The sequence below is a fragment of the Streptomyces sp. NPDC086777 genome, assembly GCF_040702065.1.
Classification (GTDB): domain Bacteria; phylum Actinomycetota; class Actinomycetes; order Streptomycetales; family Streptomycetaceae; genus Streptomyces.
In genome coordinates, this window is record NZ_JBFBJI010000013.1 from 205126 (window position 1) to 229086 (window position 23961).

Genomic DNA, 23961 nt, shown 5'->3' on the forward strand with positions numbered 1-23961 from the left:
GAGGGTGGGCGGGTTCGGTCACGCCAGTCCGGCCGCGACGGCCTTCTCGGTGGCCGCGCGGACCACGGCCTCCTGCTCGGGCAGCAGCGGTACGCGCGGCGGGCGGCAGGGGCCGCCGGGCCGGCCGACGATGTCCATGGACAACTTGATGGCCTGCACGAACTCGACCCTGGAGTCCCAGCGCAGCAGCGGATGCAACTGCGCGTACAACCGCCCGGCGGTGTCCAGGTCGCCGCGCGCCGCCGCGCGGTACAGCTCGACCGTCGCGGCCGGCAACGCGTTGGGGTAGCCGGCCACCCAGCCCTTGGCCCCCGCGATCGCCAGCTCCAGCAGGACGTCGTCGGCCCCGATCAACAGGTCCAGGTCCGGGGCGAGTTCGGCGAGCTGGTAGGCGCGCCGGACGTCTCCCGAGAACTCCTTGACGGCGTGGACGTAGCCCTCGCCGTGCAGTGTGGCGAGGAGTTCCGGGACCAGGTCGACCTTGGTGTCGATGGGGTTGTTGTACGCCACCACCGGCACCCCGGCCTTCGCGACCTCCGCGTAGTGCGCCAGCACCGAGCGCTCGTCCGCGCGGTAGGCGTTGGGCGGCAGCAGCATCACCGCCGCGCACCCGGCGTCCCGGGCCTGCTCGGCCCACCGGCGGGCCTCGGCCGACCCGTAGGCGGCGACCCCGGGCATGACGCGCGCCCCGCCGACCGCGGCCACGGCGGTCTCGACGACCTTTGCGCGCTCCTCGGGGGTGAGCACCTGGTACTCGCCGAGAGAGCCGTTCGGTACGACCCCGTCACAGCCGTTCCCGACCAGCCAGGCGCAGTGCTCGGCGTACCTGTCGTAATCGACGGAGAGGTCGTCACGGAGGGGAAGGGCGGTGGCCACGAGCACGCCCCGCCAGGGGCGGGCGTGGGGGTGGGGGTGCGGGGTGGGCATCAGGGTTCCTCCGAGGGGGCCGGGTGGTCCGCGTCGTCCAGGTGGTGTGTGACATGGCACTGTTCGTCGTCGTCGCTGCCGGCCCGTGCCAGCACCCCGAGCGGCACCGGCCGCGCGAACGGCCTGCGTGCCGCCGTCTCCGGGCAGCCGGCGAGCCCGGCGACCGCGGGCCCGCACATCCGGCCCTGGCACCAGCCCATCCCGGCCCGCGTGAGCAGTTTGACGGTCCGTACGTCTTTGGCGCCCAGCTCGGTCACGGCCCGTCGGACCGCACCGCCGGTGACCTCCTCGCAGCGGCAGACGACCGTGTCGTCCGTGACCTGCTCGGCCCAGTGGGCGGGCGGCGTGTACGCCTCGTCCATCGCCGTGGCGAACCTGCGCAGTGCGGCGCGGGCCCGAGCGGCCCCCGCCCAGTCGCGTGGGCCCGGCTCCCGGCCCGCCAGCCGCGCGGCGGCCGAACTGCCCGCGACGTGTCCCTCGGCGAGGGCGAGGAGGGTCCCGCCGACGCCGGTGGTCTCGCCCGCCGCCCACACCCCGGGCACGTCGGTACGCTGCTCGTCGTCCACGTGCACCGCGACCTCGTCGATCCGGCAGCCCAGGCTCCCGGCGAGGTCGGTGTGCGGGAGGATGCCGTGCCCGACGGCCAGGGTGTCGCAGTCGATGCGCCGCCGGGTGCCCGGCCGTACCCGGCCCGCGGCGTCCAGCGCGGCGACCGTGACTGCTTCGAGCCGTCGGCCGAGCCGGTCGCCGTGGGCCTCCACGACGGTGTGGTGGACCAGGGTCCGGACCCCGTGCCGCAGCAACCGGGCGGCGTGGTGGGCGCCTTCGGCGAGCTTGCCCGGCTGGGCGACGAGTGCGCGGGAGTGCCGTACGAAGGCCCGCGGGTCGGCCGACTCCACCAGTGCCGCCACCCGGGCGCCCGCCGCCGCGAGCCCGGTCGCGACCGGCAGCAGCAGTGGTCCGGTGCCCGCGACGACCGCCGTACGGCCCGGAAGCACCAGTCCGCCCTTCAGCATGGCCTGCGCCCCGCCCGCCGTGACGACACCGGGGAGCGTCCAGCCGGGGAAGGGCAGCACCTTCTCGTAGCCGCCGGTGGCGAGCAGTACGGCGTCCGCGCGCACCTCGACGGGCCGTTCCTGTTCGGGGCCGAGCAGGGCGTGCACGGTGAAACCGGACCGCCGCCGCGTCACGCACCACACGTGATGGTCCCGCAGGTGCGTCACCAGCCCCGCCGCGACGAGTCCGTCCAGGCCGGCGCGCAGGCGCTCCCAGTCGCGCCACCGGTGGTGCAGCGCCTGCGGACGGCGGGCGCCGAGCCCGGTGGCGGGCTGCCGGTAGAACTGGCCGCCCGCCTCGGGCGCCGCGTCGACCAGGGTGACCCGCAGCCCACCGCGGGCCGCTGCCAGGGCGGCGGCGAGACCGGCCGGGCCCGCGCCGACCACGGCGAGCCGGGGCGCCGGCCCCCGTCGATGCGGGTCAGTCATCGTGCCCCGTCCCCCGCTGCGTACCGATCGCGTCGCCAGGGTGCAGGGGAATCACGCAAGCCCGTTGATTGGGGCGGCCGTTGACGGTCACCAGACAGTCGAAGCAGACACCGGTCCCGCAGAAGACCCCGCGTGGCAGAACCGCGCCGCGGGTGGAACGCCAGGACGTGACACCGGACGCCCAGAGCGCGGCCGCGACCGTCTGACCCGGCAGCGCCACGATCTCGCGCCCGTCGAAGGTGACGGTGAAGGCCGGGTCGGGGCGGGCCTGCACCAACTCCATGGGATTCACGGGCTCTCCTCGCCGAAGCGCTCGGGACGGAACGGGGTCAGGTCCAGCTCGGGTGCCTTGCCGCTCAGCACCTGGGCGATCAACTGCCCGGTGCCGGTGGCCAGTCCGATGCCCGCGCCCTCGTGCCCGCAGGCGTGGAGGAGACCGGGCACCCGGGGGTCCGGTCCGATCGCGGGGAGGTGGTCGGGCAGGTACGGGCGGAAACCCAGGTACGTGCGCATCGCCCGGATCCCGGACAGGAAGGGGAACAGCCGGACGGCACCGGCCGCCAGCGCCCGTACGGCCGGCAGCGAGAACGACCGGTCGAAGCCGACGCGTTCCCGGCTCGCGCCGATCAGGACCGGCCCGGCCGCCGTGCCCTCCACGACCGGTGAGGTCTGCAGGGCGGCCGAATCGCTGGCCACGTCGGCCACGTAGTCGGCGGCGTACACCTTGTGCCGTACCCGGCGCGGCAGCGGCTCGGTGACCAGCACGAAGCCGCGCCGGGGGAGGACGGGCAGGCGCGCACCGGCGAGCGCCGCCACCTCGCCGCCCCAGGTCCCGGCCGCGTTCACCACGGCCGGGGCGTGGATGTCGCCGCGGCCGGTACGGACCCCGCGTACGGCACCGTCGGCGCCGCGCAACACCTCCGTCACCGGATGGCCGGTCGACAGCCGGGCGCCCGAGGCCCGCAGGAGATGCGCAGCGGCCAGGGTCGGCATGACCTGGGCGTCCTGGGGGTAGCGCACCCCGCCCGCCAGACCGGGCGCCAAGTACGGTTCGAGGTCGTGGAGTTGATCCGCGCCGACGTTCTCCGCCGTCACCCCGGCTGCGCGTTGCCCGGCGGCGAACCTCTCCAGGGCGGCCAGCCCCTCCGGTTCGGCGGCGACGACCACCCCGCCCTTGGGCTCGTACTCGATCCGGTCGCCGAACTCCCCGGCCAGTCCGGTCCACAACCGGCCCGACAGCAGGGCGAGTTCGAGCTCGGGCCCCGGTTCCTTGTCGGAGACGAGCAGATTCCCCTCTCCCGCCCCGGTCGTACCGCCGGCCACCGGGCCACGGTCCACCACGATGACGTCCAGACCCGCCCGGGACGCGTACAGCGCACAGGCGGCGCCTGCCATGCCCGCCCCGATCACCACGACATCGCAGGTCAGTCGCATGCTCACGCCAGTAATATGTCACACAGCACAGACTCGCGGAAAGACCCCGGCACCCAATGGCGCTCCCGATTTGACAGGGAAGGGACTACGCGAAGGCCGAGGAGGGCTGAGAGCGGCCCACGGTGCCGTCACCCTGCGCGGGTGGCGGCACCCGGTGCGTCAAACCGGCAGCAGCCTGGCGATCAGGCCGCCGAGCTGGCGGGCGGTGCGGCACTCGTGCATCTCCACCAGCTCCGCGTAGTCGGGCGCGGCCGAGTCGCCGGTGCCCCACAGGGAGAGCGGTTCGGGGTTCAGCCAGTAGACGCGCCGCGCCTGTCCGGCGATCCGGCGGACGGCGGCGAGGTTCGGGTCGAGGTTGTTGGTGCGGGCGTCGCCGAGCACGAAGACCGTGGTGCGCGGGCCCACCGCGGCGCCGTACCGCTCCGCGAACTCGCCGAGCGCGACGCCGTAGTCGCTGCTGCCGTGCCAGCCGGTGAGGGTCGCCTCGGCGCGGATCCGGGCGCCCAGCCCCTCCGGATCGGCCCTGCCGTGCTCCAGCAGGCCGGTCACCTCGTCGATCCGGTTGACGAACGCGAACACCCGCACCTTGCTGAACTGGTCGTGCAGCGCCTGTACCAGCAGCATCGTGAAGTCGGAGAACCCGGACACCGAGCCCGACACGTCGCACAGCAGCACCAGCTCGGGGCGGACCGGCCGGCGCCGGCGCAGTACCGGACGCATCGGCACCCCGCCCGTCGACAGCGAGCCGCGCAGGGTGCGGCGCAGGTCGATGGTGCCGCGCGCGGCCCGGCGGCGGCGCGCGGCCAGCCGGGTGGCCAGCTTCCGCGCCAGCGGCTGCACGGTCCTGCGCAGTTCGGTGAGCTGTTCCCGGCCGGCGGACAGGAAGTCCACCCGGTCGGCGGACGGCGCCACCGCCCGCCGCGCGATCCGGTCCCGCCCGCGCCGCTCGGCCACCCGGCGCCGGGCCTCCGCCGCGACCATGCCCCGGAAGGCCTCGATCCGCCGCCGGATCTCGTCGTCGAGCAGCCGGTCCGCGAACCCGGAACCGCTCCCGCCCCGCGCGCGGACATCCGCCCGCACCCGCGCCAGCAGCGTCTGCGGCCGCAGCCGGTCCAGGGTCTGGTACGACGACCAGCCGTCCGAACCCGGCGAACTCCCGTACCCGCCCAGGCCGTCCACCGCCTCGGCCGCCAACTGCCGCATCAGCGCGGTGTCGTCGTCGGCAAGCGCGGCGGCGAGCCGGTCCCGAAGCTCCTCCCGGTCGCCGGACGGGTCGCCGGAGCCGCCGCCGGGCGCGCCCACCGCACGCGGGAAGTAGAGGTCGAAGACCTGGTCGAAGACGGCCCGTTGGCCGGTGCCGTGCAGCAGGGTCGCGGCCAGCCCCTCGCGCAGCAGCCCCCGGTCCGCGAGGCCCAGCGCCGCCATCGCCCGCCCCGCGTCCACGGTCTCCCCGGTGCCGATCCGCACCCCGTGCGCCCGTAGCGCGCCGACCAGGCCGGTCAGCCGCCCGGCGAGGTCGGCCGCGGCCCCGGTGGACGAGTCGGCCGGTGCGCCGGCCGGCGTGCTCACAGCGCGTCCAGGTCCAGCTTGGCGGCCGCCTTCTGGATGTCGTCCTGGTGCTTGAGGATCACGCCCAGGGAGTCCCGCACGACCTGCTCGTCCAGCGTGTCGGCGCCCAGGGCCAGCAGGGTGCGGGCCCAGTCGATCGTCTCCGCCACCGACGGGACCTTGCGCAGGTCCATCGCCCGCAGCGCCCCGACCACCCGGACCACGGACTCGGTCAGCGCCTCGGTGAGACCCGGCACCTTCAGCCGTACGATCCGGCGCTCCAGGTCCTCCTCCGGGAAGCCGATGTGCAGGAACAGGCAGCGGCGGCGCAGTGCCTCGGACAGCTCGCGGCTGGCGTTGGAGGTGAGGACGACGAAGGGGCGGCGGGTCGCGGTGACCGTGCCCAGCTCGGGGACGGTCACCTGGAAGTCGCTGAGCACCTCCAGGAGCAGCCCCTCCACCTCGACGTCGGCCTTGTCGGTCTCGTCGATCAGCAGCACCTTGGGGTCGTCGCCCCGGATCGCGGTGAGCAGCGGGCGGGGGAGCAGGAACTCCTCGCTGAAGATGTCGGTGCGGGCCTCGTCCCAGGTCTCGTCCCGGCCGGCGCTGATCCGCAGCAGCTGCTTGGCGTGGTTCCACTCGTACAGCGCCCGGGACTCGTCCACGCCCTCGTAGCACTGCAGCCGCACGAGACGGGCCCCGGCGACCTGGGCCACGGCCTTCGCCAGCTCGGTCTTGCCGACCCCGGCGGGGCCCTCGACGAGGAGCGGTTTGCCCAGCCGGTCGGCCAGGAAGACGGTGGTGGCGACGGCCGGGGAGGCGAGGTAGCCGGTCTCCGCGAGGCGCGCGGAGACGTCGTCGACGGAAGTGAACAACGGGGCCTCCGGCTGATCGGGGGTGGAACGCCCGCAGGTGGGACGTGCGCGGGGCAACAGGTTCGAGTTCCTATCTAAGCGCTTGTTCACCTCTCCTGCCACCCTGTATACCGATCAGTTTCCTCACGTCGCCCCACGCGGTAGTCTCGGCCGTATGGCCACCACAGAAAAGGCGTCCCCCCGCGACCGCCTCCTCGACGCCGCCGCCGAGCTCTTCTACCGCGACGGCGTCTCGATCGGCGTCGAGGCGCTGTGCAAGTCCGCCGGGGTCTCGAAGCGCTCGATGTACCAGCTCTTCGGCAGCAAGGACGAGGTGCTGGCCGCCAGCCTGGAGCGGCGCAGGCCCTGGTACGAGACCCAGCTCAGGTCTCCGGGCGTCGAGACGGCCACCCCTCGCGAACGGATCGGGTACGTGTTCCGCCGGGTGGAGGAGAACGCCGCGGCCCCCGGCTACTGCGGCTGCCCGTACCTCGCCGTCCTCGTCGAGCTGAAGGACGGCGAGCATCCCGCGAGCGTGGTGGCCCAGGCCGCCAAGGAATTGCTGCAGGGCTACTTCGAGGAGCAGGCCGAACAGGGCGGCGCGGCCGAACCGGCCCTGCTCGCCCGGCAGCTCATGCTCATCTTCGACGGGGCCAGCGCCCGGGCCGGCGCCCGCATCGAGCACCTCGACGACGGGCTGCTCACCCGGACGGTGACCACCCTCCTGGACGCGGCCGGGCTGAAGTAGCCGCCCGGACGGATCACCACAACGCGCCGGGCCGGTCGCCCGCCCGGTGCAATGGAGGCGTGACCGCGCCCCCGAACGACTGCCTCGCGCGCAACGAGTGGATCTGCGGCGCCTATCTGACCAGCCGCCGCCAGATCCTGCTCGACGCGGTCGGCCAGCATCTGCGGCTCACCGTGGTCTCGGTGCTCCTCGGACTCGTCATCGCCGTTCCCCTGGCCGTGCTGGCCCGCCGCTGGCACTGGTCGGCCGGACCCGTCCTCGGTATCACGACCATCCTCTACACCATCCCGTCCCTGGCGATGTTCTCCCTGCTCCTGCCCCTGTACGGGCTCTCGGCCACCCTCGTCGTCGCCGGGCTGGTGCTCTACTCACTCACCCTGCTCGTCCGCAACATCCTCGCGGGCCTGCGCGCCGTCCCCGAGGAGACCCGGCAGGCCGCCCGCGGCCTGGGCTACGGCCCGATCCGCCTCCTGCTCACCGTCGAACTGCCCCTCGCACTGCCCGCCGCGATGGCCGGCCTGCGCATCGCCACGGTCTCCGCGGTCTCCCTGGTCACCGTCGGCGCGATCGTCGGCTTCGGCGGGCTCGGCAACCTGATCTACGCCGGCATGAACACCTACTTCAAGGCCCAGGTCCTCACCGCCTCCGTGCTCTGCGTGCTGATCGCGGTCGTCGCCGACCTGCTGCTGCTCGGGGTGCAGCGACTGCTCACCCCGTGGACGCGGGCGGCCCGCACGTGAAGACGCTCGCCGACGCCTGGGCCTGGCTCACCGACCCCGCGCACTGGTCCGGTGACGACGGCATCGGGCACCGGCTGCTCCAGCACCTCGTCCTCACCGCGGTCTGCCTGGTCGTCAGCTGCCTGATCGCGCTCCCGGTCGCACTGGTCCTCGGCCACCTCGGCAAGGGCGGCGCGCTCGCCGTGAACATCTCCAACGTCGGCCGGGCCGTCCCCACCTTCGCCGTCCTGGTGCTGCTCCTGCTCACCCCGATCGGCGGCTGGGGCGAGGGCCCCACCGTGGTCGCCCTGGTGCTGTTCGCCGTGCCGCCCCTGCTCACCAACGCCTATGTCGGCATGCGCCAGGTCGACCGGAACATCGTGCAGGCCGCCCGGGGAATGGGGATGACCGGGCGGCAGATGCTGTGCCACGTGGAACTGCCCCTTTCGCTCCCCATGGTCCTCACCGGGGTGCGGATCGCTGCCGTCCAGCTCGTCGCCACGGCCACCATCGCCGCACTCGCCGGCGGCGGGGGACTCGGCCGGATCATCACCGCCGGATTCAACCTGGCCAGCACACCCATGGTGGTCGCGGGGGCGATCCTGGTCGCCGTCCTCGCCCTGTTCGTCGAGGGGATCTTCGAACTCGCCGAGCGCCTCGCCCCACTCTGGCTGCGGGGCTCGCGATGAGACTCCGTACGGCCGCCGCCGCCGTACTTCTCGCCCTCACCGCGTGCACCACCGGACCCTCCCTGGAGGACCGCGGCGAGGTCACCGCACCCCCGGGCGACAGCAGGCACCTGACCGTCGGCTCCGCCGGCTTCACGGAGAGCGACCTGCTCGCCCAGATGTACGCCCAGCTCCTGAACCAGGCCGGGTACCGGACCTCCCTCATCACCGTCGCCAACCGCGAGCTCTACGAACCCGCCCTGGAGTCCGGCCAGATCGACGTGGTCCCCGAATACGCGGCCACCTTCGCCGACTGGCTCGACGCCAGGACCAACGGCCCCGACGCGCCGCCCGTGGGCTCCCCGGACCTCACCACCACGATGCGGGCACTGCGCCGCCTCGCCACCCCCCGTGGCCTCACCGTCCTCGACCCCGGCAGGGCGGTGGACCAGAACGCCTTCGCGGTCACCGCCGCCTACGCCCGGCAGCACCACCTCAGGACGCTCAGCGACCTCGGCGCCTCGGGGCTGAAGGTGCGACTCGCGGCGGGCGACGAATGCGTGCAGCGGCCGTACTGCGAGCCGGGGCTGAAGAAGGTCTACGGCATCGACATCACCGGTGTCGACCCCAAGGGCGTCGGCACCACCCAGGCCAAGCGGGCCGTGCAGAGCGGACAGGACCAGATGGTGCTGACCACGACCACCGACGCCACGCTCGACCAGTTCGGCCTGGTCCTCCTCGCCGACGACAGACATCTGCAGAACGCCGACTACGTCGTCCCGGTCGTCAACCGCGCGCGGGCCGGCAGCGAGCGGGTCACCAAGGCGCTCGGCAGACTCAACGACGTCCTGACCACGGCCGACCTCGCCGCGATGAACCGGCAGGTCGACAGCTGGCGGCGGCTGGCCCAGGACGTGGCCCGGACCTATCTGCGGGACAAGGGCCTGCTGAAGTGACCGCGAGCGGCGGCCGGTGCCAGGACGGCCGGGGCCTTGTCAGTGGCGGGCGGTACGTTCGGGGGCATGGGGATCTATCTGGTGAGTGTCGGTGCTCAGGAGTGGCTCGCCGGCGACGAGGACGACGAGGACGAGGGCGGCAGGGGCGCCCTCGCCCCGGCACTCGACGACGAGCTGCGACGGCGCGGGCTGGCACCGTACGAATCGGTGCCCGAGACGGCCGCCTTCGTGCGCGGCTCGGGGCTGTCCTTCGAGGAGAAGCTGGTCCCGGCCATGGACGGGTTCGGCGCACTGTGCCGGGAGCACCTGTCGGCGCGGGAGGGCGAACTGCTGCTGGGCTGGTCGGTGCTGGTGCCCTTCTCGCTCGACGAGGAGATACGGCTGCCCGTCGAGTCCGCCTACACCGACGAGACGGTGGTCGCCGGCGCACCCGAGGTGCTCGCCCTCGCGCAGCGGCTGGCGGCGGTGATCGGACTTCCCGTCGAGGCGGTACCGGAGGCCTGCGACAACCTCGATCTGACCCTGTGGTTCCTGGAGGGGCAGGCGAAGGAGACGGCCGAGTCCCGCCCCGGCCCGTGGGGCGAGGACCTGGACACCGCGTTCTACGTGGCGCTGTACCTGCGGGCCGCCCAGCACTCGTTGCGCCGCGGCTGCCCGATGACGTACTGCTGACGGACACCGGACTCGCTCCGCCGGTCAGGCGTCGGAGACGGAGTCGAACGGCACCTGGCCGCGCGGCACGCCGCGCGCGTCCGCGTCCACCGAGCGGCGCAGCGCCTCGTGCAGCTTGGCCGGGGTGAGGACACCGAGGAAGCGCGAACCGTCCAGTACCGCGACCCATCCGGCGTCGTACTGGAGCATCACACCGAACGCCTGCTTCAGCGGGGCGCCCACCGGCACCCACGCGGTCATCCGGTGGGCGAGTCCGTCGACCGTGCCGCCCGTCGCCAACTCGTCCCGGCCGACCCAGCCGTGCAGGTCGCCGTGCGGGTCCAGGACCACCGCCCATCGGGCACCCTCGGACCGCAGCCGTGCCGCGGCGCGCTCGGCGGACTCGCCCAGGCGCACGACCGGCGGCTGCTCCAGGTCGTCCGGCTCGACGTCGGTCACCGAGAGCCGCTTCAGCCCGCGGTCCGCGCCCACGAACCCGGCCACGTACGGCGTCGCGGGCCTGCCCAGCACCGTACCGGGAGTGTCGAACTGCTCGATCCGTCCCTGCCCGTACACCGCGATCCGGTCGCCGAGCCGCACCGCCTCCTCGATGTCGTGCGTGACCAGCAGTACCGTCTTGCGCACGGCGGCCTGCATCCGGAGGAACTCGTCCTGCAACTGCTCCCGCACCACCGGGTCGACCGCGCCGAAGGGTTCGTCCATCAGCAGCACCGGGGGATCGGCGGCGAGCGCCCGGGCCACGCCGACCCGCTGCCGCTGGCCGCCGGAGAGCTGGTCCGGGTAGCGCGGCCCGTACGTCTTCGGATCCAGGCCGACGAGGTCGAGCAGTTCGGCGGCGCGGGCCCGGGCCCGGGCCCGTCGCCAGCCCAGCAGGGCCGGGACCGTCGCGGTGTTGTCGAGGATCGTGCGGTGCGGGAACAGGCCCACCTGCTGGATGACATAGCCGATCCGGCGCCGCAGCCGCACCGGGTCCACGCCCGCGACGTCCTCGCCGTCGACGAGGATCCGGCCCGACGTCGGTTCGATGAGCCGGTTGACCATCATCATCGTCGTGGTCTTGCCGCAGCCGGAGGGGCCGACGAGCGTGACGAGTTCGCCCGCGGCCACCTCGAAGGTGAGCCCGTCGACCGCGGTCGTCCCGTCCGCGTACCGTTTGGTGACCTGCTCGAACCGGATCATTCCCTCACGTTAACCGCGAGCGTCACGATCCGCCCGTACCGGACTTGGCGCCCCGCGGGCCGCCGCCGACGAGCACCACCTCCAGGGTCCGTGGGCCGTGCACCCCCTCGACCCGGTCCAGTTCGATGTCGCTGGTGGCGGAGGGTCCGGAGATCCAGGTCAACGGGCGTGTGGGGTCGAGTCGTTCGAGGGCCTGGGGCACGGACGACACGACCTGGTCCGGGATCCGGACGACGCAGATGTGGTGGTCGGGGACGAGGGTGATGCGGCGGCGGCCCTGGTCGGGGCCGCCGTCCAGGACGATCGTGCCGGTCTCGGCGATCGCCACCGCGCACCCGGTGACGACGCTGTCCACTGCATCCAGCTCGTGCGTCGTGTCCACCGCCCGGTCCGCGACCCGTTCCGCCTCGGTCGCGGTGAGCCACTCCGGGGGCAGTCCGGCCGGCACGATCACCGTCCCCGCACCACGTCGGGCGATCAACCGGCCGATCGTGGCGGCCAGTTCGTCCTCCGCGCACCGGTGCACGAGCGCCCGGTAGTCCGCCAGGTTCTCGGCGAGCAGGTCCACCGTCTCCGCGACGCTGCGGTGTCCGTGTTCGCGGAGATACGTCCGTTCGACCGGTGTGTCCTCCTCCCGTGCCTCGGCCAGTGCGCGTCGTACCCGGCCCAGGATCCGTTCTCTGCTGCTCACTTGGCGTGGTCCTTTCCGCCGTTGGTGCGCTGCCACCAGTCGCGGAACGGCTCGGCCGGGAGGGTCGGCAGGTCCCGGGTGCCGGTCCAGGCCCGGCCGGGGCCGGGCAGGGTGCGGGGATGCAGACGGCGGGTGCGGGAGGCCAGGCGCTGGCCGGCGCGCAGGGCGGCCGGGTGGGAGAAGGCCCAGCGGGCCGCCCGCATCGCGGCCCGTTCGGCCGCGTGCCCCCTGGCCGGCTTGAGCACCACCTTGTTACCGCCCCGGACTGCTTCGCCGCCTTCGACGATGCGTTCGCGCAGGTGGACGAGGACTTCGGGGATGTCGATGGCGACCGGGCACACCTCGTAGCAGGCCCCGCACAGCGACGACGCGTAGGGCAGGGAGGCGTCGATCGCGCTGGTGGTGCCCCGTAGCTGGGGGCTGAGGATCGCGCCGATCGGGCCCGGATAGACCGAGCCGTAGGCGTGGCCGCCGGCCCGTTCGTAGACGGGGCAGACGTTGAGGCAGGCCGAGCAGCGGATGCAGCGCAGGGCCTGGCGGCCCACCTCGTCGGCGAGGGTGTCGGTGCGGCCGTTGTCCAGGAGCACCAGATGGAAGGCACGGGGCCCGTCGCCGGCGGTGGTGCCGGTCCACATGCTGGTGTAGGGGTTCATGCGTTCGGCGGTCGAGGAACGGGGCAGGGTCTGCAGGAAGACCTCCAGGTCCCGCCAGGTCGGCACGATCTTCTCGATGCCGACGACCGAGATCAGCGTCTCGGGCAGGGTCAGGCACATCCGCCCGTTGCCCTCGGACTCCACGACGACCAGGGTGCCGGTCTCGGCGACCATGAAGTTGGCGCCGGAGACACCGACCTTCGCGCGCAGGAACTTCTCCCGCAGGTGCAGCCGGGCCGCCTCGGCGAGCTCGGCGGGTGTGTCGGTGAGGCCCTCGGGCGCGGGACGCCCCCACTCGCCCATCTCACGCCGGAAGATGTCCCGGATCTCGCCCCGGTTCCGGTGGATCGCCGGGACCAGGATGTGCGAGGGCCGGTCCTGGCCCAGCTGCACGATCAGCTCCGCCAGATCGGTCTCGTAGGCCCGGATGCCCTCGGCCTCCAGCGCCTCGTTCAGCCCGATCTCCTGCGTGGCCATCGACTTGACCTTCACGACCTCCGACTCACCGGTCTCCTTGACCAGATCGGTCACGATCCGGTTCGCCTCCTGGGCATCCGCCGCCCAGTGCACGACCCCACCGGCCCGGGTGACGGAGGCTTCGAGCTGTTCCAGATAGGTGTCCAGGTGCCGCAGTGTGTGGTCCTTGATCCGCTTGCCGGCCTCGCGCAGCGCAGCCCAGTCGGACACCTCGGCGACCGCCCTGGCCCGCTTGGCCCGGATGGTGTGCGTGGCATGACGCAGGTTCTGCCGCAGGACGGGATTGCTGACCGCCTCGTGCGCGGCCTGCGGGAAGGCCGGCATCCCCAGATAGGTTCCGCTCACAGCGCCGGCTCCTCCTCGGTGCTCGCCAGGATCTCCGCGATGTGCACCGGCCGCAGCCTGCTGCCCAGCCGGGCCATGGTGCCCCCGATGTGCATCAGGCACGAGTTGTCGGCCGCGCACAGCACCCCAGCCCCCGTCGACTCGGCATTGCGGACCTTGTCGGCCCCCATCGCCGCCGACACGTCGGGGTTCTTCACCGCGAACGTGCCACCGAACCCGCAGCACTCCTCCGCCCCCGGCAACTCCACCAGCTCCAGCCCCTTCACGGCCTGCAGCAGCCGCCGCGGCCGGTCCCCCAGCCCGAGACTCCGCAGCCCGTGGCAGGTCGGGTGGTATGTGACATAGTGCGGATAATATGCCCCGACGTCCGTCACCCCCAGGACGTCCACCAGGAACTCCGTCAGCTCGTACGTCTTCGGCACCACCGGCGCCAGCACGGTGGCGAGATCCCCGCCGCGCCCCTCCGCCCGCGCCCGTTCACCCAGCCGCGGATACAGCTCCCGCACCATCGCCCCGCACGAGCCGGACGGAGTCACGATCGCCTCGTACCCGCTGAAGACATCGGAGAAATGCCGAGCCAGCGGCTCCGCGTCGTGGCGGTACCCGGTGTTGTAGTGGGCCTGCCCGCAGCAGGTCTGACCCATCGGGAAATCGACCTCCACGCCCAGCCTGGTCAGGAGTTTCACCACCGCGCGACCGGTGTCCGGATACAGCGTGTCGTTGACGCAGGTCAGGAACAGGGCGACACGCATCGCGGCTCCTAGAGGTCGATCATCGGATGAGTGCAGCGTAATGGGCCGGTGCGAGGAGCGGGAGACCCGGTCACCGCCTGGCGAGTCGTGCCTCGGCCGCCTCCCAGCGGGCGGTGCCGCCCCGCGGCGCGTACCGGGTCAGCGGCTGGGTGCGGGTGAGCAGCCGCCGCATGTCGGCCAACTCGCCGACGACACCGTGCGCGCGGGCTTGGACCAGCACGTTCCCGAGTGCGGCCGCCTCCGCCGGCCCCGCCACCACCGGCAGTCCGCAGGCGTCCGCCGTGAGCTGGCAGAGCAGCGCGTTACGGGTGCCACCGCCCACCACGTACACCGTGTCCACCGGATGGGCGGCGAGCCGCTGCGCGTCCGCGACCGCCCGCCGGTGGGCCAGTGCCAGCGAGTCGAGAATGCACCGGGTGATCTCACCGGGCGTGAGGGGCACCGGCTGCCCGGAGACCCGGCACGCCTCGGCGATCCGCTCCGGCATCCGCCCGGGTGCCAGGAACCCGGCGTCCCCCGCGTCCACCACCGACCGCAGCGCCGGCACCGCGGCCGCCTCCCGCAGCAACCCGCTCAGTTCCGGGTCGCCCCAGGCCCGTACGCACTCCTGGAGCAGCCACAGCCCCATGATGTTGCGCAGGTAGCGGACCGTGCCGTCGAGCCCCAGTTCGTTGGTGAAGTTGGCGGCCCGGCTCTCCTCGGTCAGCACGGGCGCCGTCAGCTCCAGCCCGGCCAGCGACCAGGTGCCGGTGCAGATGTAGGCGAACCGCTCGCCGAGCGCCGGTACGGCGGCGACCGCCGACGCCGTGTCGTGCGAGCCGACCGCGGTCACCGGCACCGGCCCGGTCAGTCCCGTCTCCTCCAGCACCCCGGGCCGCAGCACCCCCGCGGGATCCCCGGGCCGCCGCAGCGGCGCGAACAGCCCGAGGTCGATCCCCAGTCGGTCCGCGACCTCGTACGACCACTCGCGTGTCCGGGGGTCGATCAGCTGGGTGGTGGAGGCGTTGGTCAGCTCGGTGCCCTGCTCGCCGGTGAGCCAGTACGACAGCAGGTCCGGGACGAGCAACAGCCGCTCGGCGTGGGCGAACTGGACGCTCGACCGCGCCGCCACCAGCTGGTAGAGGGTGTTGAAGGGGGCGTACTGCAGCCCGGTGCGGGCGTACAGCTCCGCCGCCGGCATCCTCGCCCACACCTGCTCGGCGACACCGTCGGTCCGCGCGTCCCGGTAGTGCACCGGGTTGCCGAGCAGGGTCCCGTCGGCGTCCAGCAGCCCGTAGTCCACGGCCCAGCTGTCGATGCCGACGGAAGCCACCTGCCCGGCGGCCCGCAGACCGTCCAACACCCCGGCGTACAGGCCGAGTACATCCCAGCGCAGCCCCTCCGGCACCCGCACCGGGCGGTTCGCGAACCGGTGCGCCTCGGCCAGTTCCAGCGAGTCCGGGCTCACCCGCCCGACCATGACACGCCCGCTGGACGCGCCCAGGTCGACCGCCGCGTACGACCTCGGCGAGCTCATCGCAGGAACGCGGCCGCCACACCCGCGTCGACGGGCACGTGCAGCCCGGTGGTGTGGGTGAGTTCGCCGCCCGTCAACGCGAACACCGCGTTCGCCACGTGCTCGGGCAGCACCTCACGCTTGAGGATGGTCCGCTGGGCGTAGAACTCGCCCAGCTTCGACTCCTCCACCCCGTACACGGCTGCCCGCTGGGCTCCCCACCCCCCGGCGAAGATCCCCGACCCGCGCACCACACCGTCCGGGTTGACGCCGTTGACGCGAATGCCGTGCTCGCCCAACTCGGCGGCCAGCAACCGCACCTGGTGCGCCTGGTCGGCCTTCGTCGCCGAGTAGGCGATGTTGTTCGGCCCGGCGAACACGGCGTTCTTCGACGCGATGTAGACGATGTCACCGCCGATGCCCTGCGCGATCATCACCCGGGCCGCCTCCCGCGACACCAGGAAGGAACCGCGGGCCATGATGTCGTGCTGGAGGTCCCAGTCCTTCGCCGAAGTCTCCAGCAGCGGCTTGGAGATGGAGATCCCGGCGTTGTTGACGACGAGGTCGACCCCGCCGAAGGCCAGGACGGCGGCCCGGAAGGCGGCGGTGATCTGCTCCTCCTCCGTCACGTCGACGGTGACCGCGACGGCCCTGTCGGCCCCGCCGAGCTCCTCCGCCACCGCGGCCGCGCCCTCGGCGTCGAGATCCGCGACGACGACACAGGCCCCCTCGGCCGCGAGCCGGTGCGCGATCGCCTTCCCGATCCCGCTCCCGGCCCCGGTCACCAGCGCCACCCGGGTCGCGAGCGCCTTCGGCCTCGGCATCCGCTGGAGTTTGGCCTCCTCCAGCGCCCAGTACTCGATCCGGAACTTCTCCGACTCCTCGATCGGCGCGTACGCCGACACGGCTTCGGCGCCGCGCATCACGTTGACGGCGTTGACGTAGAACTCACCGGCGACCCGGGCGGTCTGCTTGTCCTTGCCGAAGCTGAACATGCCGACGCCGGGCACGAGCACGATCGCGGGGTCTGCGCCGCGCATGGCGGGGGAGTCGGGCAGGGCGTGCCGCCGGTAGTAGGCGGCGTACTCCTCCCGGTACGCGGCGTGCAGCTCGCGGAGCCGGGCGACCGCCTCCGCCACCGGTACCGCCGGCGGCAGGTCGAGCACGAGCGGCCGTACCTTCGTGCGCAGGAAATGGTCCGGGCAGGAGGTGCCCAGCGCGGCGAGCCGCGGATGCTCGGCCCGCGCCAGGAAGTCGAGCACCACGTCGGAGTCGGTGAAGTGCCCGACCTGCGCCCGGTCCTGGGAGGCGAGGGCCCTGACGCACGGCGCGAGGGCCGCGGCCCGCTCTCGTCGCTCGGCCTCCGGCAGCGGGCCGTACCCCTCGACGAGGGGCCCGAAGGGTTCCGCCTTCCCGCGCTCCGCCAGGAACCGCTCGGCGGTACGGATGATGTGCAGCGAGTTGCGCTCGCACTCCTCGGAGCTGTCGCCCCAGGCGGTGATCCCGTGCCCGCCGAGGACGCACCCGATCGCCCGCGGGCTGGCGGCCTTGATCGCGGCGATGTCCAGCCCCAGCTGGAACCCCGGCCGCCGCCACGGCACCCACACCACGCTGTCCCCGAAGCATTCGGCGGTCAGCTTCTCCCCGTCCGCGGCACAGGCGAGCGCGATCCCGGAGTCCGGATGCAGATGATCCACGTGCGGGGCGTCGACGAGCCCGTGCATGGCGGTGTCGATGGAGGGAGCGGCCCCGCCCCTGCCGTGCAGGCAGTAGTCGAAGGCGGCGACCATCTCGTCCTCGCGGTCGACCCCCGGGTACACCCCGGCCAGCGCCCGCAGCCGGTCCAGCCGCAACACGGCGAGCCCGCCCTCGGTGAGCGTCCCGAGATCCCCGCCGGACCCCTTCACCCACATCAGCTCGACATCACCACCGGTGACGGGGTCGGCGGCGGTGCCCTTGGCGGACGTGTTGCCGCCGGCGTAGTTCGTGTTGCGGGGATCGGCACCGAGTCGATGGGACCGGGAGAGGAGAGCGTCGGCCTCGGGATGGGTGGACATGAGGTTCCTTACTTGTCGAAAGAGGGTCACTGCACTCCGCAGGGGTGCTGGGGGTAGCCCGGCCGAGGGCTGGGGGAGGAACTGCGCGACCAGCCACATCCGGTCCGCAGCCCGCGACGGGACAGCTCAGGGCGTACGCTTACGCCCCCCAACCCGCCTGTTCCCCTCCGACACGTTCGGCGACGATCTTCTCGGCCCACCCGGAACGGCGGTACGCCGCGATCGGGTCGGGGTCCAACCCCATCTCGTCCCGCACCTCCCGCAGCAACGGCCGTACATCCGTGTTGTAGGCATCCATGACCACGGCATTCGCGCCCAGCACGTCCCCGTCGGCCTGCGCCCGAGCCAACGCCCCCCGGTCCACCAGCAACGCCTTCGCCGTCGCCTCCTGCACGTTCATCACCGACCGGATGATCGCCGGGATCTTCGCCTCGATGTTGTGGCACTGGTCGAGCATGAAGGCGACCTCGGCGGTGAACCCACCGCCCCGCACCACCTCGTACATGATCCGGAACAGCTGGAACGGATCGGCGGCCCCCACCATGAGGTCGTCGTCCGCGTAGAACCGCGAGTTGAAGTCGAAGGCGCCGAGCTTCCCCTCCCGCAGCAGCGTGGCGACGATGAACTCGATGTTGGTGCCCGGCGCGTGGTGGCCGGTGTCGACCACGACCTGCGCCTTCGGTCCCAGCTTGAGGCAGTGCGCGTAGGCCGTCCCCCAGTCCGGCACGTCGGTCGTGTAGAAGGACGGCTCGAAGAGCTTGTACTCCAGCAGCATCCGCTGCCCCTCGCCCAGCCGCGCGTACACCTCGGCCAGCCCCTCGGCCAGCCGGTCCTGGCGCGCCCGGATGTCGTCCTGACCGGGGTAGTTCGTGCCGTCGGCGAACCACAGCTTGAGGTCCTTCGACCCCGTGGCGTCCATGATGTCGACGCACTCCAGCAGATGACCGACGGCCTTGCGGCGCACCGCCGCGTCCGGGTGGCAGATGCTGCCCAGCCGGTAGTCGTCGTCCTGGAAGGTGTTGGAGTTGATCGCGCCCAGCCGCAGGCCACGCTTCTCGGCGTGCTCGGCCAGGTCGGCGTACCCGTCGGAGCCGTCGACCTTGTCCCAGGGGATGTGCAGCGCGACCGTCGGCGCCACCCCGGTCACGGCGTGGACCTGCGCGGCGTCGTCCAGCTTCTCCTTCGGCGAGCGCGGTACACCCTGCTGGGCGAACACCTTGAAGCGGGTCCCGGAGTTTCCGTACGCCCACGACGGCGTTTCGACGGCCTGGGTCTTCAGCGCGGCCTTCACCGCGGCGAGGTCGGTCACTTCGGGGCTCCTGGAGGATCGGAACAACTGAGTGGTGAAACGATTCAGAACCGCAAAGTATGAGCCCCTCGCAGGGGTGTCAAGCGTTCCGACCAACCCCGTTCTTCGTGACCCGGCCGTGACCTTTGGCTATCGAAATTTTTTCGACACGGACCCATTGACGTGACATGCCCGTGGTGCCTACGGTCCCGGCAATCCAGTTGAAACCTTTCACGACGCCGTGAGGTCCGGTGCCCCACCGTCTCGCCGGTGTCGTCGAGGAGCCCCCATGACCCACCCGTCCGACACGGGACCGGCCCCGGTGCTGGCGCTGAAGGACGTCTCCAAGTCCTTCGGCGCCGTCCGCGCCCTGCGGGACGTCTCCCTGGAGCTGTTCCCCGGCGAGGTGCACGCCATCGCCGGGGAGAACGGCGCGGGCAAGTCGACGCTGATCAAGACGCTCGCCGGAGTGCACCGGCCGGACGCCGGGCAGGTGCTGCTCGACGGCGGGCCCGTCGTCTTCCACGGACCCGGCGACGCCCGCGACGCCGGCATCGCCGTGATCTACCAGGAGCCCACGCTCTTCCCCGACCTGTCGATCGCCGAGAACATCTTCATGGGCCGTCAGCCCCGGCGCGCCCTCGGCCGCATCGACCACAAGGCCACCCGCGCGGCCACCGCCGCCCTGATGAAGCGGCTCGGCGTCGCCCTCGACCCCGACCGCCCCGCCCGCGGCCTGTCCATCGCCGACCAGCAGATCGTCGAGATCGCCAAGGCGCTCTCCTTCGACGCCCGGGTCCTGATCATGGACGAGCCGACGGCGGCCCTCACCGGCAGCGAGGTCGCCCGCCTCTTCGGTGTCGTCCGCACCCTGCGCGACCAGGGCGCGGCGGTGCTCTTCATCTCGCACCGCCTGGAGGAGATCTTCCAGATCTGCCGGCGGGTCACCACCCTCCGGGACGGTGCCCGGATCGCCAGTGAGCTCGTCGCCGGCATGACCGAGGACGACCTGGTGCGCCGCATGGTGGGCCGGGACCTGGACGAGCTGTACCCGAAGCAGGACGTACCGGCCGGCGAAGTCGCCCTGAGCGTACGGCGTCTGACCCGCGAGGGGGTCTTCACCGACGTCTCCTTCGAGGTGCGGTCCGGTGAGATCGTCGGCCTGGCCGGACTGGTCGGCGCCGGCCGCACCGAGGTCGCCCGCGCCGTGTTCGGCGTCGACCGCTGGGACGCCGGCGAGGTCGAGGTCAGGGGGCGGAGGCTGACCAACGGCGCACCGTCCGTCGCGATGTCCGCCGGCCTCGCCCTCGTCCCCGAGGACCGCCGCGCCCAGGGCCTTGTGATGGACATGTCCATCGAGCGGAACATCGGCCTGACCGGACTGCGTACGACCGTGCGGGCGGGCCTCGTCGACCGGGGCGCCGAACGCAGCCGCTCCCTGGACTGGGCGGTCCGGCTCCAGGTGAAGTACGCCCGGATCGCCGACGCCGTCTCCACCCTCTCCGGCGGCAACCAGCAGAAGGTCGTCCTGGCCAAATGGCTCGCGACCGGGCCCAAGGTACTGATCGTCGACGAACCGACCCGTGGCATCGACGTCGGCACGAAAGCCGAAGTCCACCGGCTGCTCGGTGAGTTGGCCGCCGACGGGGTGGCAGTCCTGATGATCTCCTCCGACCTGCCCGAGATCCTCGGCATGGCCGACCGCGTGCTGGTGATGCACGAGGGCCGGATCACCGCCGAGATCCCCCGCTCCGAAGCCAGCGAGGAGACCGTGATGGCCGCAGCCACGGGGAGGGCCGCCGCATGACGGTGACCACCTCGGAGCAGACCCCCGTCGCGGAGACGCCCGAGTCCGCCGGGACCCGGCTCGTCGACCGCGTCTTCAAGATGCGCGAACTCGCCATCCTCGTCGTCTTCCTGGTGATGATCGCCGTCACCCAGGCCGGCAACAGCCAGTTCCTCTCCGCGCAGGGCATCAAGGACCTGCTGCTCAACGCCACCATCCTGGTGCTGGTCGCCACCGGCCAGTCCCTGGTGGTGATCACCAGGAACGTCGACCTGTCCGTCGGCTCCACCCTCGGCATCACCGCCTTCGCCGCCGGCGACTACCTGCACGGCGGCGGCAACCCGGTCGTCGCCATCCTGCTCGCCGTGCTCCTCGGCATCGGCTGCGGACTCCTCAACGGCCTGCTGGTGAGCCTCGGCCAGGTGCCCGCCCTCGTCGTCACCCTCGGCACCCTCTACGTCATCCGGGGCGTCGACTCCATCTGGGTCGGCTCCCGGCAGATCACGGCCGCCGACCTCCCCGGTTCCTTCGTCGACTTCGGTTCCCACGGCCTGTCGGCGATCCCCTGGCTGGCCCTCATCGCCCTCGCGGTCCTGGTCGCCACCGCCTACTACCTCAAACACTTCGGCAGCGGACGGGAGTTGTACGCCCTCGGCTCCAACCCCGAGGCCGCCCGGCTGGCCGGAATCCCGGTCCGCAAGCGGATCCTCACCGCGTACACGTTCTGCGGCGCCCTCGCCGGACTCGCGGGGGCGATGTACCTGGCCCGGTTCGGGAACGTCGACTCCGGCACCGGCAACGGCTACGAACTCACCGTCGTGAGCGCCGTGGTGGTCGGCGGCGTGGTCTTCACCGGCGGCTCGGGAAGCGTGTACGGCGCCGCGCTGGGCGCGCTGCTCCTCACCTCCGTCAACAGCGTGCTGCCGGCCCTCGGGGTCAGCTCGGTGTGGGTGCTCGCCATCAACGGCTTCCTGCTGCTGCTCGCCATCGCCGTCGACCGGATCGTCGCGGTGCGGGTCGCCTCCGCCCTGAAGAAGAGGAGCATCCGCCATGCCTGACTCCCTGACCCGCGCGGTCCGCTGGGACACGGTCGTCGGTGCCCTGCTGATCGTCCTCCTGCTGTCGTCGTTCGGCCTCGTCGACGGCTTCGGGAACTCGCTCAACCTGTCGTTCCTGATCGGCAACACCCTGCCGATCGCGCTGATCGCCCTGCCGATGACCCTGCTGGTCGTCGCCGGCGAGATCGACCTCTCGGTCGCGTCGACCGCCGGGCTCTCGGGCGCCGTCATGGGCCGGCTCTGGAACGAGGGGATGGCGATCGAGACGATCATCCCGCTGTGCCTGCTGCTGGGTGTGGTCTGCGGACTGGTCAACGGGCTGCTGGTGACCCGCCTCGGGCTGCCCTCCCTCGCCGTCACCATCGGCACGCTCGCGGCCTACCGGGGCATCGCGCAGATCGTGCTCGGCTCCGACGCGGTGACGGACTTTCCCACGCAGTACCTGGACTTCGCGGCGGGGCGGCTCGGCGACACGTTCCTGCCACGGGCCTTCCTGCCGTTCCTGGTACTGCTGGTCATCGCCGTGGTGGTACTGCACGCCACCCCGTTCGGACGGTCGCTGTTCGCCGTCGGGGCGAGCGAGGAGGCGGCGCGGTTCGCGGGGATCCGGGTGAAGCGCAACAAGCTGATCCTCTTCGTCGCCACCGGGTTCATGGCCTCGCTCACCGGGATCTTCTGGGCGCTGCACTACGCGAGTGCGCGGTACGACAACGCGACCGGGCTCGAACTGAGTGTGGTGGCTGCGGTGTTGCTCGGGGGCATCGACTTCGACGGGGGGCGGGGAACGCTGGGCGGTGCGATCGCCGGTGTGTTTCTCCTCGGGGCGTTGCAGAACGTGATGAGTCTGCTGAACGTGTCGGCGCAGTCCCAGATCGTCGTCACCGGTGTGTTGCTGGTCGTCTCGGTGCTCGGACCCCGGGTTGCCCGGCAGATCTCGTTGGCCCGGCACAGGGCGGCGAAGGCCGTCTGATCACTGCGGGCCGTGTGTGGCTGGTCGCGCAGTTCCTCCCCCGGCCTTCGGCCGGGGGTACCCACAGCGCCCCTGACGGGGCGCTCCCGTGAACCCTTCTTCCAAAGGAACCCGTCATGCGTAAGTCGTCCCTCCGGCGTGCCTGCGTGGCCCTCGCCGCCGTGTCCTCCCTCGCCCTCGCCGCCACCGCCTGTGGCGGCACCACCAAGAACAACTCCGGCAGCGACGAGTCGTCGGCCGCCACCTCGACCGCCAAGGCCGATCCGAACGCCGCGCTCAAGAAGGGCCTGACGGTCGGATTCCTGCCCAAGCAGGTCAACAACCCGTACTTCACCTCCGCCGACAAGGGCGGCGAGAAGGCGCTCACCGAACTGGGCAGCAAGTACAAGGAGGTCGGGCCGTCCAGCGCGACCGACACCTCCGGGCAGGTCTCGTACGTCAACACCCTGACCCAGCAGCAGGTGAACGCCATGGCCGTCTCCGCGCAGGACCCCGGCGCCCTGTGCACCGCGCTCAAGCAGGCCATGAGCAGCGGCATCAAGGTCGTCACCTACGACTCCGACACCAACGCCGGCTGCCGCAACGCCTTCGTCTCGCAGGCCAGCGCCGAGGACCTCGGCCGTACCGAGGTGCAACTGCTCGCCCAGCAGATCGGGTACAAGGGCGAGATCGCGATCCTGAGCGCCGCGCAGACCGCGACCAACCAGAACACCTGGATCGGGTTCATGAAGGAGGAGCTGAAGGACCCGAAGTACAAGAACGTCAAGCTGGTCAAGATCGCCTACGGCAACGACGACGCCCAGCAGTCCTTCCAGCAGACCCAGGGCCTGCTCCAGCAGTACCCGGACCTGAAGGGGATCATCTCCCCGACCACGGTCGGCATCAAGGCGGCCGCCCAGTACCTGTCCGGCTCCAAGTACAAGGGCAAGGTCAAGCTGACCGGCCTCGGCACGCCCAACGACATGCGGCAGTACGTCAAGAACGGCACCGTCGAGGGCTTCGAGCTGTGGGACCCGGCCAAGCTCGGCGACCTCGCCGCCCGTACCGCCGTCGCGCTCGCCTCCGGGCAGATCACCGGCAAGGAGGGCGAGACCTTCAAGGCCGGTGACACCACCTACACCATCGGCAAGGACGGCGTGATCAACCTCGGCAAGCCGACCGTGTTCGACGCGAAGAACATCGACCAGTTCAACTTCTGAG

22 protein-coding genes are annotated in these 23961 nt (G+C 72.1%); 9 read left to right on the forward strand and 13 right to left on the reverse strand.

Features of this window, described 5'->3' with window-relative positions; translation table 11 throughout:
* Positions 1-18: 18 nt before the first annotated feature.
* From AB0472_RS20360 to AB0472_RS20385, 6 genes are all read right to left on the reverse strand, one after another.
* Positions 19-927 (reverse strand): dihydrodipicolinate synthase family protein, encoded by a 909-nt coding sequence (locus tag AB0472_RS20360; protein WP_366357862.1) that lies wholly within the window; start codon positions 925-927, stop codon positions 19-21.
* Positions 927-2411: an NAD(P)/FAD-dependent oxidoreductase gene (locus AB0472_RS20365; protein ID WP_366357863.1), complete on the reverse strand. Its 1485-nt coding sequence runs from the start codon at positions 2409-2411 to the stop codon at positions 927-929. The genes AB0472_RS20360 and AB0472_RS20365 overlap by 1 nt, the downstream gene beginning before the upstream one ends.
* A complete protein-coding gene (locus AB0472_RS20370) occupies positions 2404-2703 on the reverse strand; it encodes a (2Fe-2S)-binding protein (protein WP_366357864.1) in 300 nt (99 codons plus the stop codon). Before AB0472_RS20370 ends, AB0472_RS20365 begins: the two co-directional genes overlap by 8 nt.
* Complete coding sequence (locus AB0472_RS20375; protein WP_366357865.1) at positions 2700-3851, reverse strand: FAD-binding oxidoreductase; 1152 nt, start codon at positions 3849-3851, stop codon at positions 2700-2702. The genes AB0472_RS20370 and AB0472_RS20375 overlap by 4 nt, the downstream gene beginning before the upstream one ends.
* 153 nt (positions 3852-4004) lie before the next feature.
* Positions 4005-5414 (reverse strand): VWA domain-containing protein, encoded by a 1410-nt coding sequence (locus AB0472_RS20380; RefSeq protein WP_366357866.1) that lies wholly within the window; start codon positions 5412-5414, stop codon positions 4005-4007.
* Positions 5411-6268, reverse strand: a complete 858-nt coding sequence (locus tag AB0472_RS20385) for a MoxR family ATPase (RefSeq protein WP_366357867.1) — start codon at positions 6266-6268, stop codon at positions 5411-5413. Before AB0472_RS20385 ends, AB0472_RS20380 begins: the two co-directional genes overlap by 4 nt.
* 154 nt (positions 6269-6422) lie before the next feature.
* Here AB0472_RS20385 and AB0472_RS20390 point away from each other — a divergent pair, with 154 nt between their 5' ends.
* The 5 genes from AB0472_RS20390 to AB0472_RS20410 all read left to right on the forward strand — a co-directional run bounded on the left by AB0472_RS20390 (position 6423) and on the right by AB0472_RS20410 (position 10010).
* Entirely contained in the window at positions 6423-6995 is a 573-nt protein-coding gene (locus AB0472_RS20390; protein WP_366357868.1) for a TetR/AcrR family transcriptional regulator, read from the forward strand.
* 59 nt (positions 6996-7054) lie between these two features.
* Positions 7055-7735: an ABC transporter permease gene (locus tag AB0472_RS20395; protein WP_366357869.1), complete on the forward strand. Its 681-nt coding sequence runs from the start codon at positions 7055-7057 to the stop codon at positions 7733-7735.
* On the forward strand, positions 7732-8403 hold the full coding sequence (locus AB0472_RS20400) for an ABC transporter permease (protein ID WP_366357900.1): 672 nt from the start codon (positions 7732-7734) through the stop codon (positions 8401-8403). The genes AB0472_RS20395 and AB0472_RS20400 overlap by 4 nt, the downstream gene beginning before the upstream one ends.
* Complete coding sequence (locus AB0472_RS20405; RefSeq protein ID WP_366357870.1) at positions 8400-9338, forward strand: ABC transporter substrate-binding protein; 939 nt, start codon at positions 8400-8402, stop codon at positions 9336-9338. The genes AB0472_RS20400 and AB0472_RS20405 overlap by 4 nt, the downstream gene beginning before the upstream one ends.
* Before the next feature lie 66 nt (positions 9339-9404).
* Positions 9405-10010: a hypothetical protein gene (locus AB0472_RS20410; RefSeq protein ID WP_366357871.1), complete on the forward strand. Its 606-nt coding sequence runs from the start codon at positions 9405-9407 to the stop codon at positions 10008-10010.
* 24 nt (positions 10011-10034) lie between these two features.
* On the opposite strand, the gene AB0472_RS20415 is transcribed toward AB0472_RS20410, so the two are convergent.
* The 7 genes from AB0472_RS20415 to rhaI all read right to left on the reverse strand — a co-directional run bounded on the left by AB0472_RS20415 (position 10035) and on the right by rhaI (position 18968).
* A complete protein-coding gene (locus AB0472_RS20415; RefSeq protein WP_366357872.1) occupies positions 10035-11189 on the reverse strand; it encodes a betaine/proline/choline family ABC transporter ATP-binding protein in 1155 nt (384 codons plus the stop codon).
* A gap of 22 nt (positions 11190-11211) precedes the next feature.
* Positions 11212-11880 (reverse strand): lactate utilization protein C, encoded by a 669-nt coding sequence (locus tag AB0472_RS20420; RefSeq protein ID WP_366357873.1) that lies wholly within the window; start codon positions 11878-11880, stop codon positions 11212-11214.
* Entirely contained in the window at positions 11877-13355 is a 1479-nt protein-coding gene (locus tag AB0472_RS20425; protein WP_366357874.1) for a LutB/LldF family L-lactate oxidation iron-sulfur protein, read from the reverse strand. Before AB0472_RS20425 ends, AB0472_RS20420 begins: the two co-directional genes overlap by 4 nt.
* Positions 13352-14107, reverse strand: coding sequence for a (Fe-S)-binding protein (locus AB0472_RS20430; RefSeq protein ID WP_366357875.1), 756 nt, complete (start codon positions 14105-14107; stop codon positions 13352-13354). Before AB0472_RS20430 ends, AB0472_RS20425 begins: the two co-directional genes overlap by 4 nt.
* A 70-nt stretch (positions 14108-14177) precedes the next feature.
* The gene (locus tag AB0472_RS20435) at positions 14178-15623 is read right to left on the reverse strand and encodes a rhamnulokinase family protein (RefSeq protein ID WP_366357876.1); all 1446 of its coding nucleotides are present in this window, start codon (positions 15621-15623) and stop codon (positions 14178-14180) included.
* Entirely contained in the window at positions 15620-17659 is a 2040-nt protein-coding gene (locus tag AB0472_RS20440; RefSeq protein WP_366357877.1) for a bifunctional aldolase/short-chain dehydrogenase, read from the reverse strand. Before AB0472_RS20440 ends, AB0472_RS20435 begins: the two co-directional genes overlap by 4 nt.
* A gap of 139 nt (positions 17660-17798) precedes the next feature.
* Positions 17799-18968 (reverse strand): L-rhamnose isomerase, encoded by a 1170-nt coding sequence (rhaI, locus tag AB0472_RS20445; protein ID WP_366357878.1) that lies wholly within the window; start codon positions 18966-18968, stop codon positions 17799-17801.
* Positions 18969-19236: 268 nt separating this feature from the next.
* On the opposite strand from rhaI, the gene AB0472_RS20450 reads away from it, so the two are divergent.
* The 4 genes from AB0472_RS20450 (at position 19237) to rhaS (ending at position 23960) form a co-directional block, all read left to right on the forward strand.
* The gene (locus AB0472_RS20450; RefSeq protein WP_366357879.1) at positions 19237-20754 is read left to right on the forward strand and encodes a sugar ABC transporter ATP-binding protein; all 1518 of its coding nucleotides are present in this window, start codon (positions 19237-19239) and stop codon (positions 20752-20754) included.
* Positions 20751-21791: an ABC transporter permease gene (locus tag AB0472_RS20455; RefSeq protein ID WP_366357880.1), complete on the forward strand. Its 1041-nt coding sequence runs from the start codon at positions 20751-20753 to the stop codon at positions 21789-21791. The genes AB0472_RS20450 and AB0472_RS20455 overlap by 4 nt, the downstream gene beginning before the upstream one ends.
* Positions 21784-22761 (forward strand): ABC transporter permease, encoded by a 978-nt coding sequence (locus AB0472_RS20460; protein ID WP_366357881.1) that lies wholly within the window; start codon positions 21784-21786, stop codon positions 22759-22761. Before AB0472_RS20455 ends, AB0472_RS20460 begins: the two co-directional genes overlap by 8 nt.
* A gap of 116 nt (positions 22762-22877) precedes the next feature.
* Positions 22878-23960: a rhamnose ABC transporter substrate-binding protein gene (gene rhaS, locus AB0472_RS20465; protein ID WP_366357882.1), complete on the forward strand. Its 1083-nt coding sequence runs from the start codon at positions 22878-22880 to the stop codon at positions 23958-23960.
* Position 23961 lies beyond the last annotated feature (1 nt).

What these genes read in the sequence shown, in the direction of transcription:
- AB0472_RS20430 (WP_366357875.1), bottom strand. Translation starts at nt 14,107, where the DNA reads ATGCGTGTCGCCCTGTTCCTGACCTGCGTCAACGACACGCTGTATCCG.
- rhaS (WP_366357882.1), top strand. Translation starts at nt 22,878, where the DNA reads ATGCGTAAGTCGTCCCTCCGGCGTGCCTGCGTGGCCCTCGCCGCCGTG.
- AB0472_RS20390 (WP_366357868.1), top strand. Translation starts at nt 6,423, where the DNA reads ATGGCCACCACAGAAAAGGCGTCCCCCCGCGACCGCCTCCTCGACGCC.
- AB0472_RS20365 (WP_366357863.1), bottom strand. Translation starts at nt 2,411, where the DNA reads ATGACTGACCCGCATCGACGGGGGCCGGCGCCCCGGCTCGCCGTGGTC.
- AB0472_RS20360 (WP_366357862.1), bottom strand. Translation starts at nt 927, where the DNA reads ATGCCCACCCCGCACCCCCACCCCCACGCCCGCCCCTGGCGGGGCGTG.
- AB0472_RS20440 (WP_366357877.1), bottom strand. Translation starts at nt 17,659, where the DNA reads ATGTCCACCCATCCCGAGGCCGACGCTCTCCTCTCCCGGTCCCATCGA.
- AB0472_RS20455 (WP_366357880.1), top strand. Translation starts at nt 20,751, where the DNA reads ATGACGGTGACCACCTCGGAGCAGACCCCCGTCGCGGAGACGCCCGAG.
- AB0472_RS20450 (WP_366357879.1), top strand. Translation starts at nt 19,237, where the DNA reads ATGACCCACCCGTCCGACACGGGACCGGCCCCGGTGCTGGCGCTGAAG.
- AB0472_RS20435 (WP_366357876.1), bottom strand. Translation starts at nt 15,623, where the DNA reads ATGAGCTCGCCGAGGTCGTACGCGGCGGTCGACCTGGGCGCGTCCAGC.
- AB0472_RS20410 (WP_366357871.1), top strand. Translation starts at nt 9,405, where the DNA reads ATGGGGATCTATCTGGTGAGTGTCGGTGCTCAGGAGTGGCTCGCCGGC.
- AB0472_RS20405 (WP_366357870.1), top strand. Translation starts at nt 8,400, where the DNA reads ATGAGACTCCGTACGGCCGCCGCCGCCGTACTTCTCGCCCTCACCGCG.
- AB0472_RS20460 (WP_366357881.1), top strand. Translation starts at nt 21,784, where the DNA reads ATGCCTGACTCCCTGACCCGCGCGGTCCGCTGGGACACGGTCGTCGGT.
- AB0472_RS20415 (WP_366357872.1), bottom strand. Translation starts at nt 11,189, where the DNA reads ATGATCCGGTTCGAGCAGGTCACCAAACGGTACGCGGACGGGACGACC.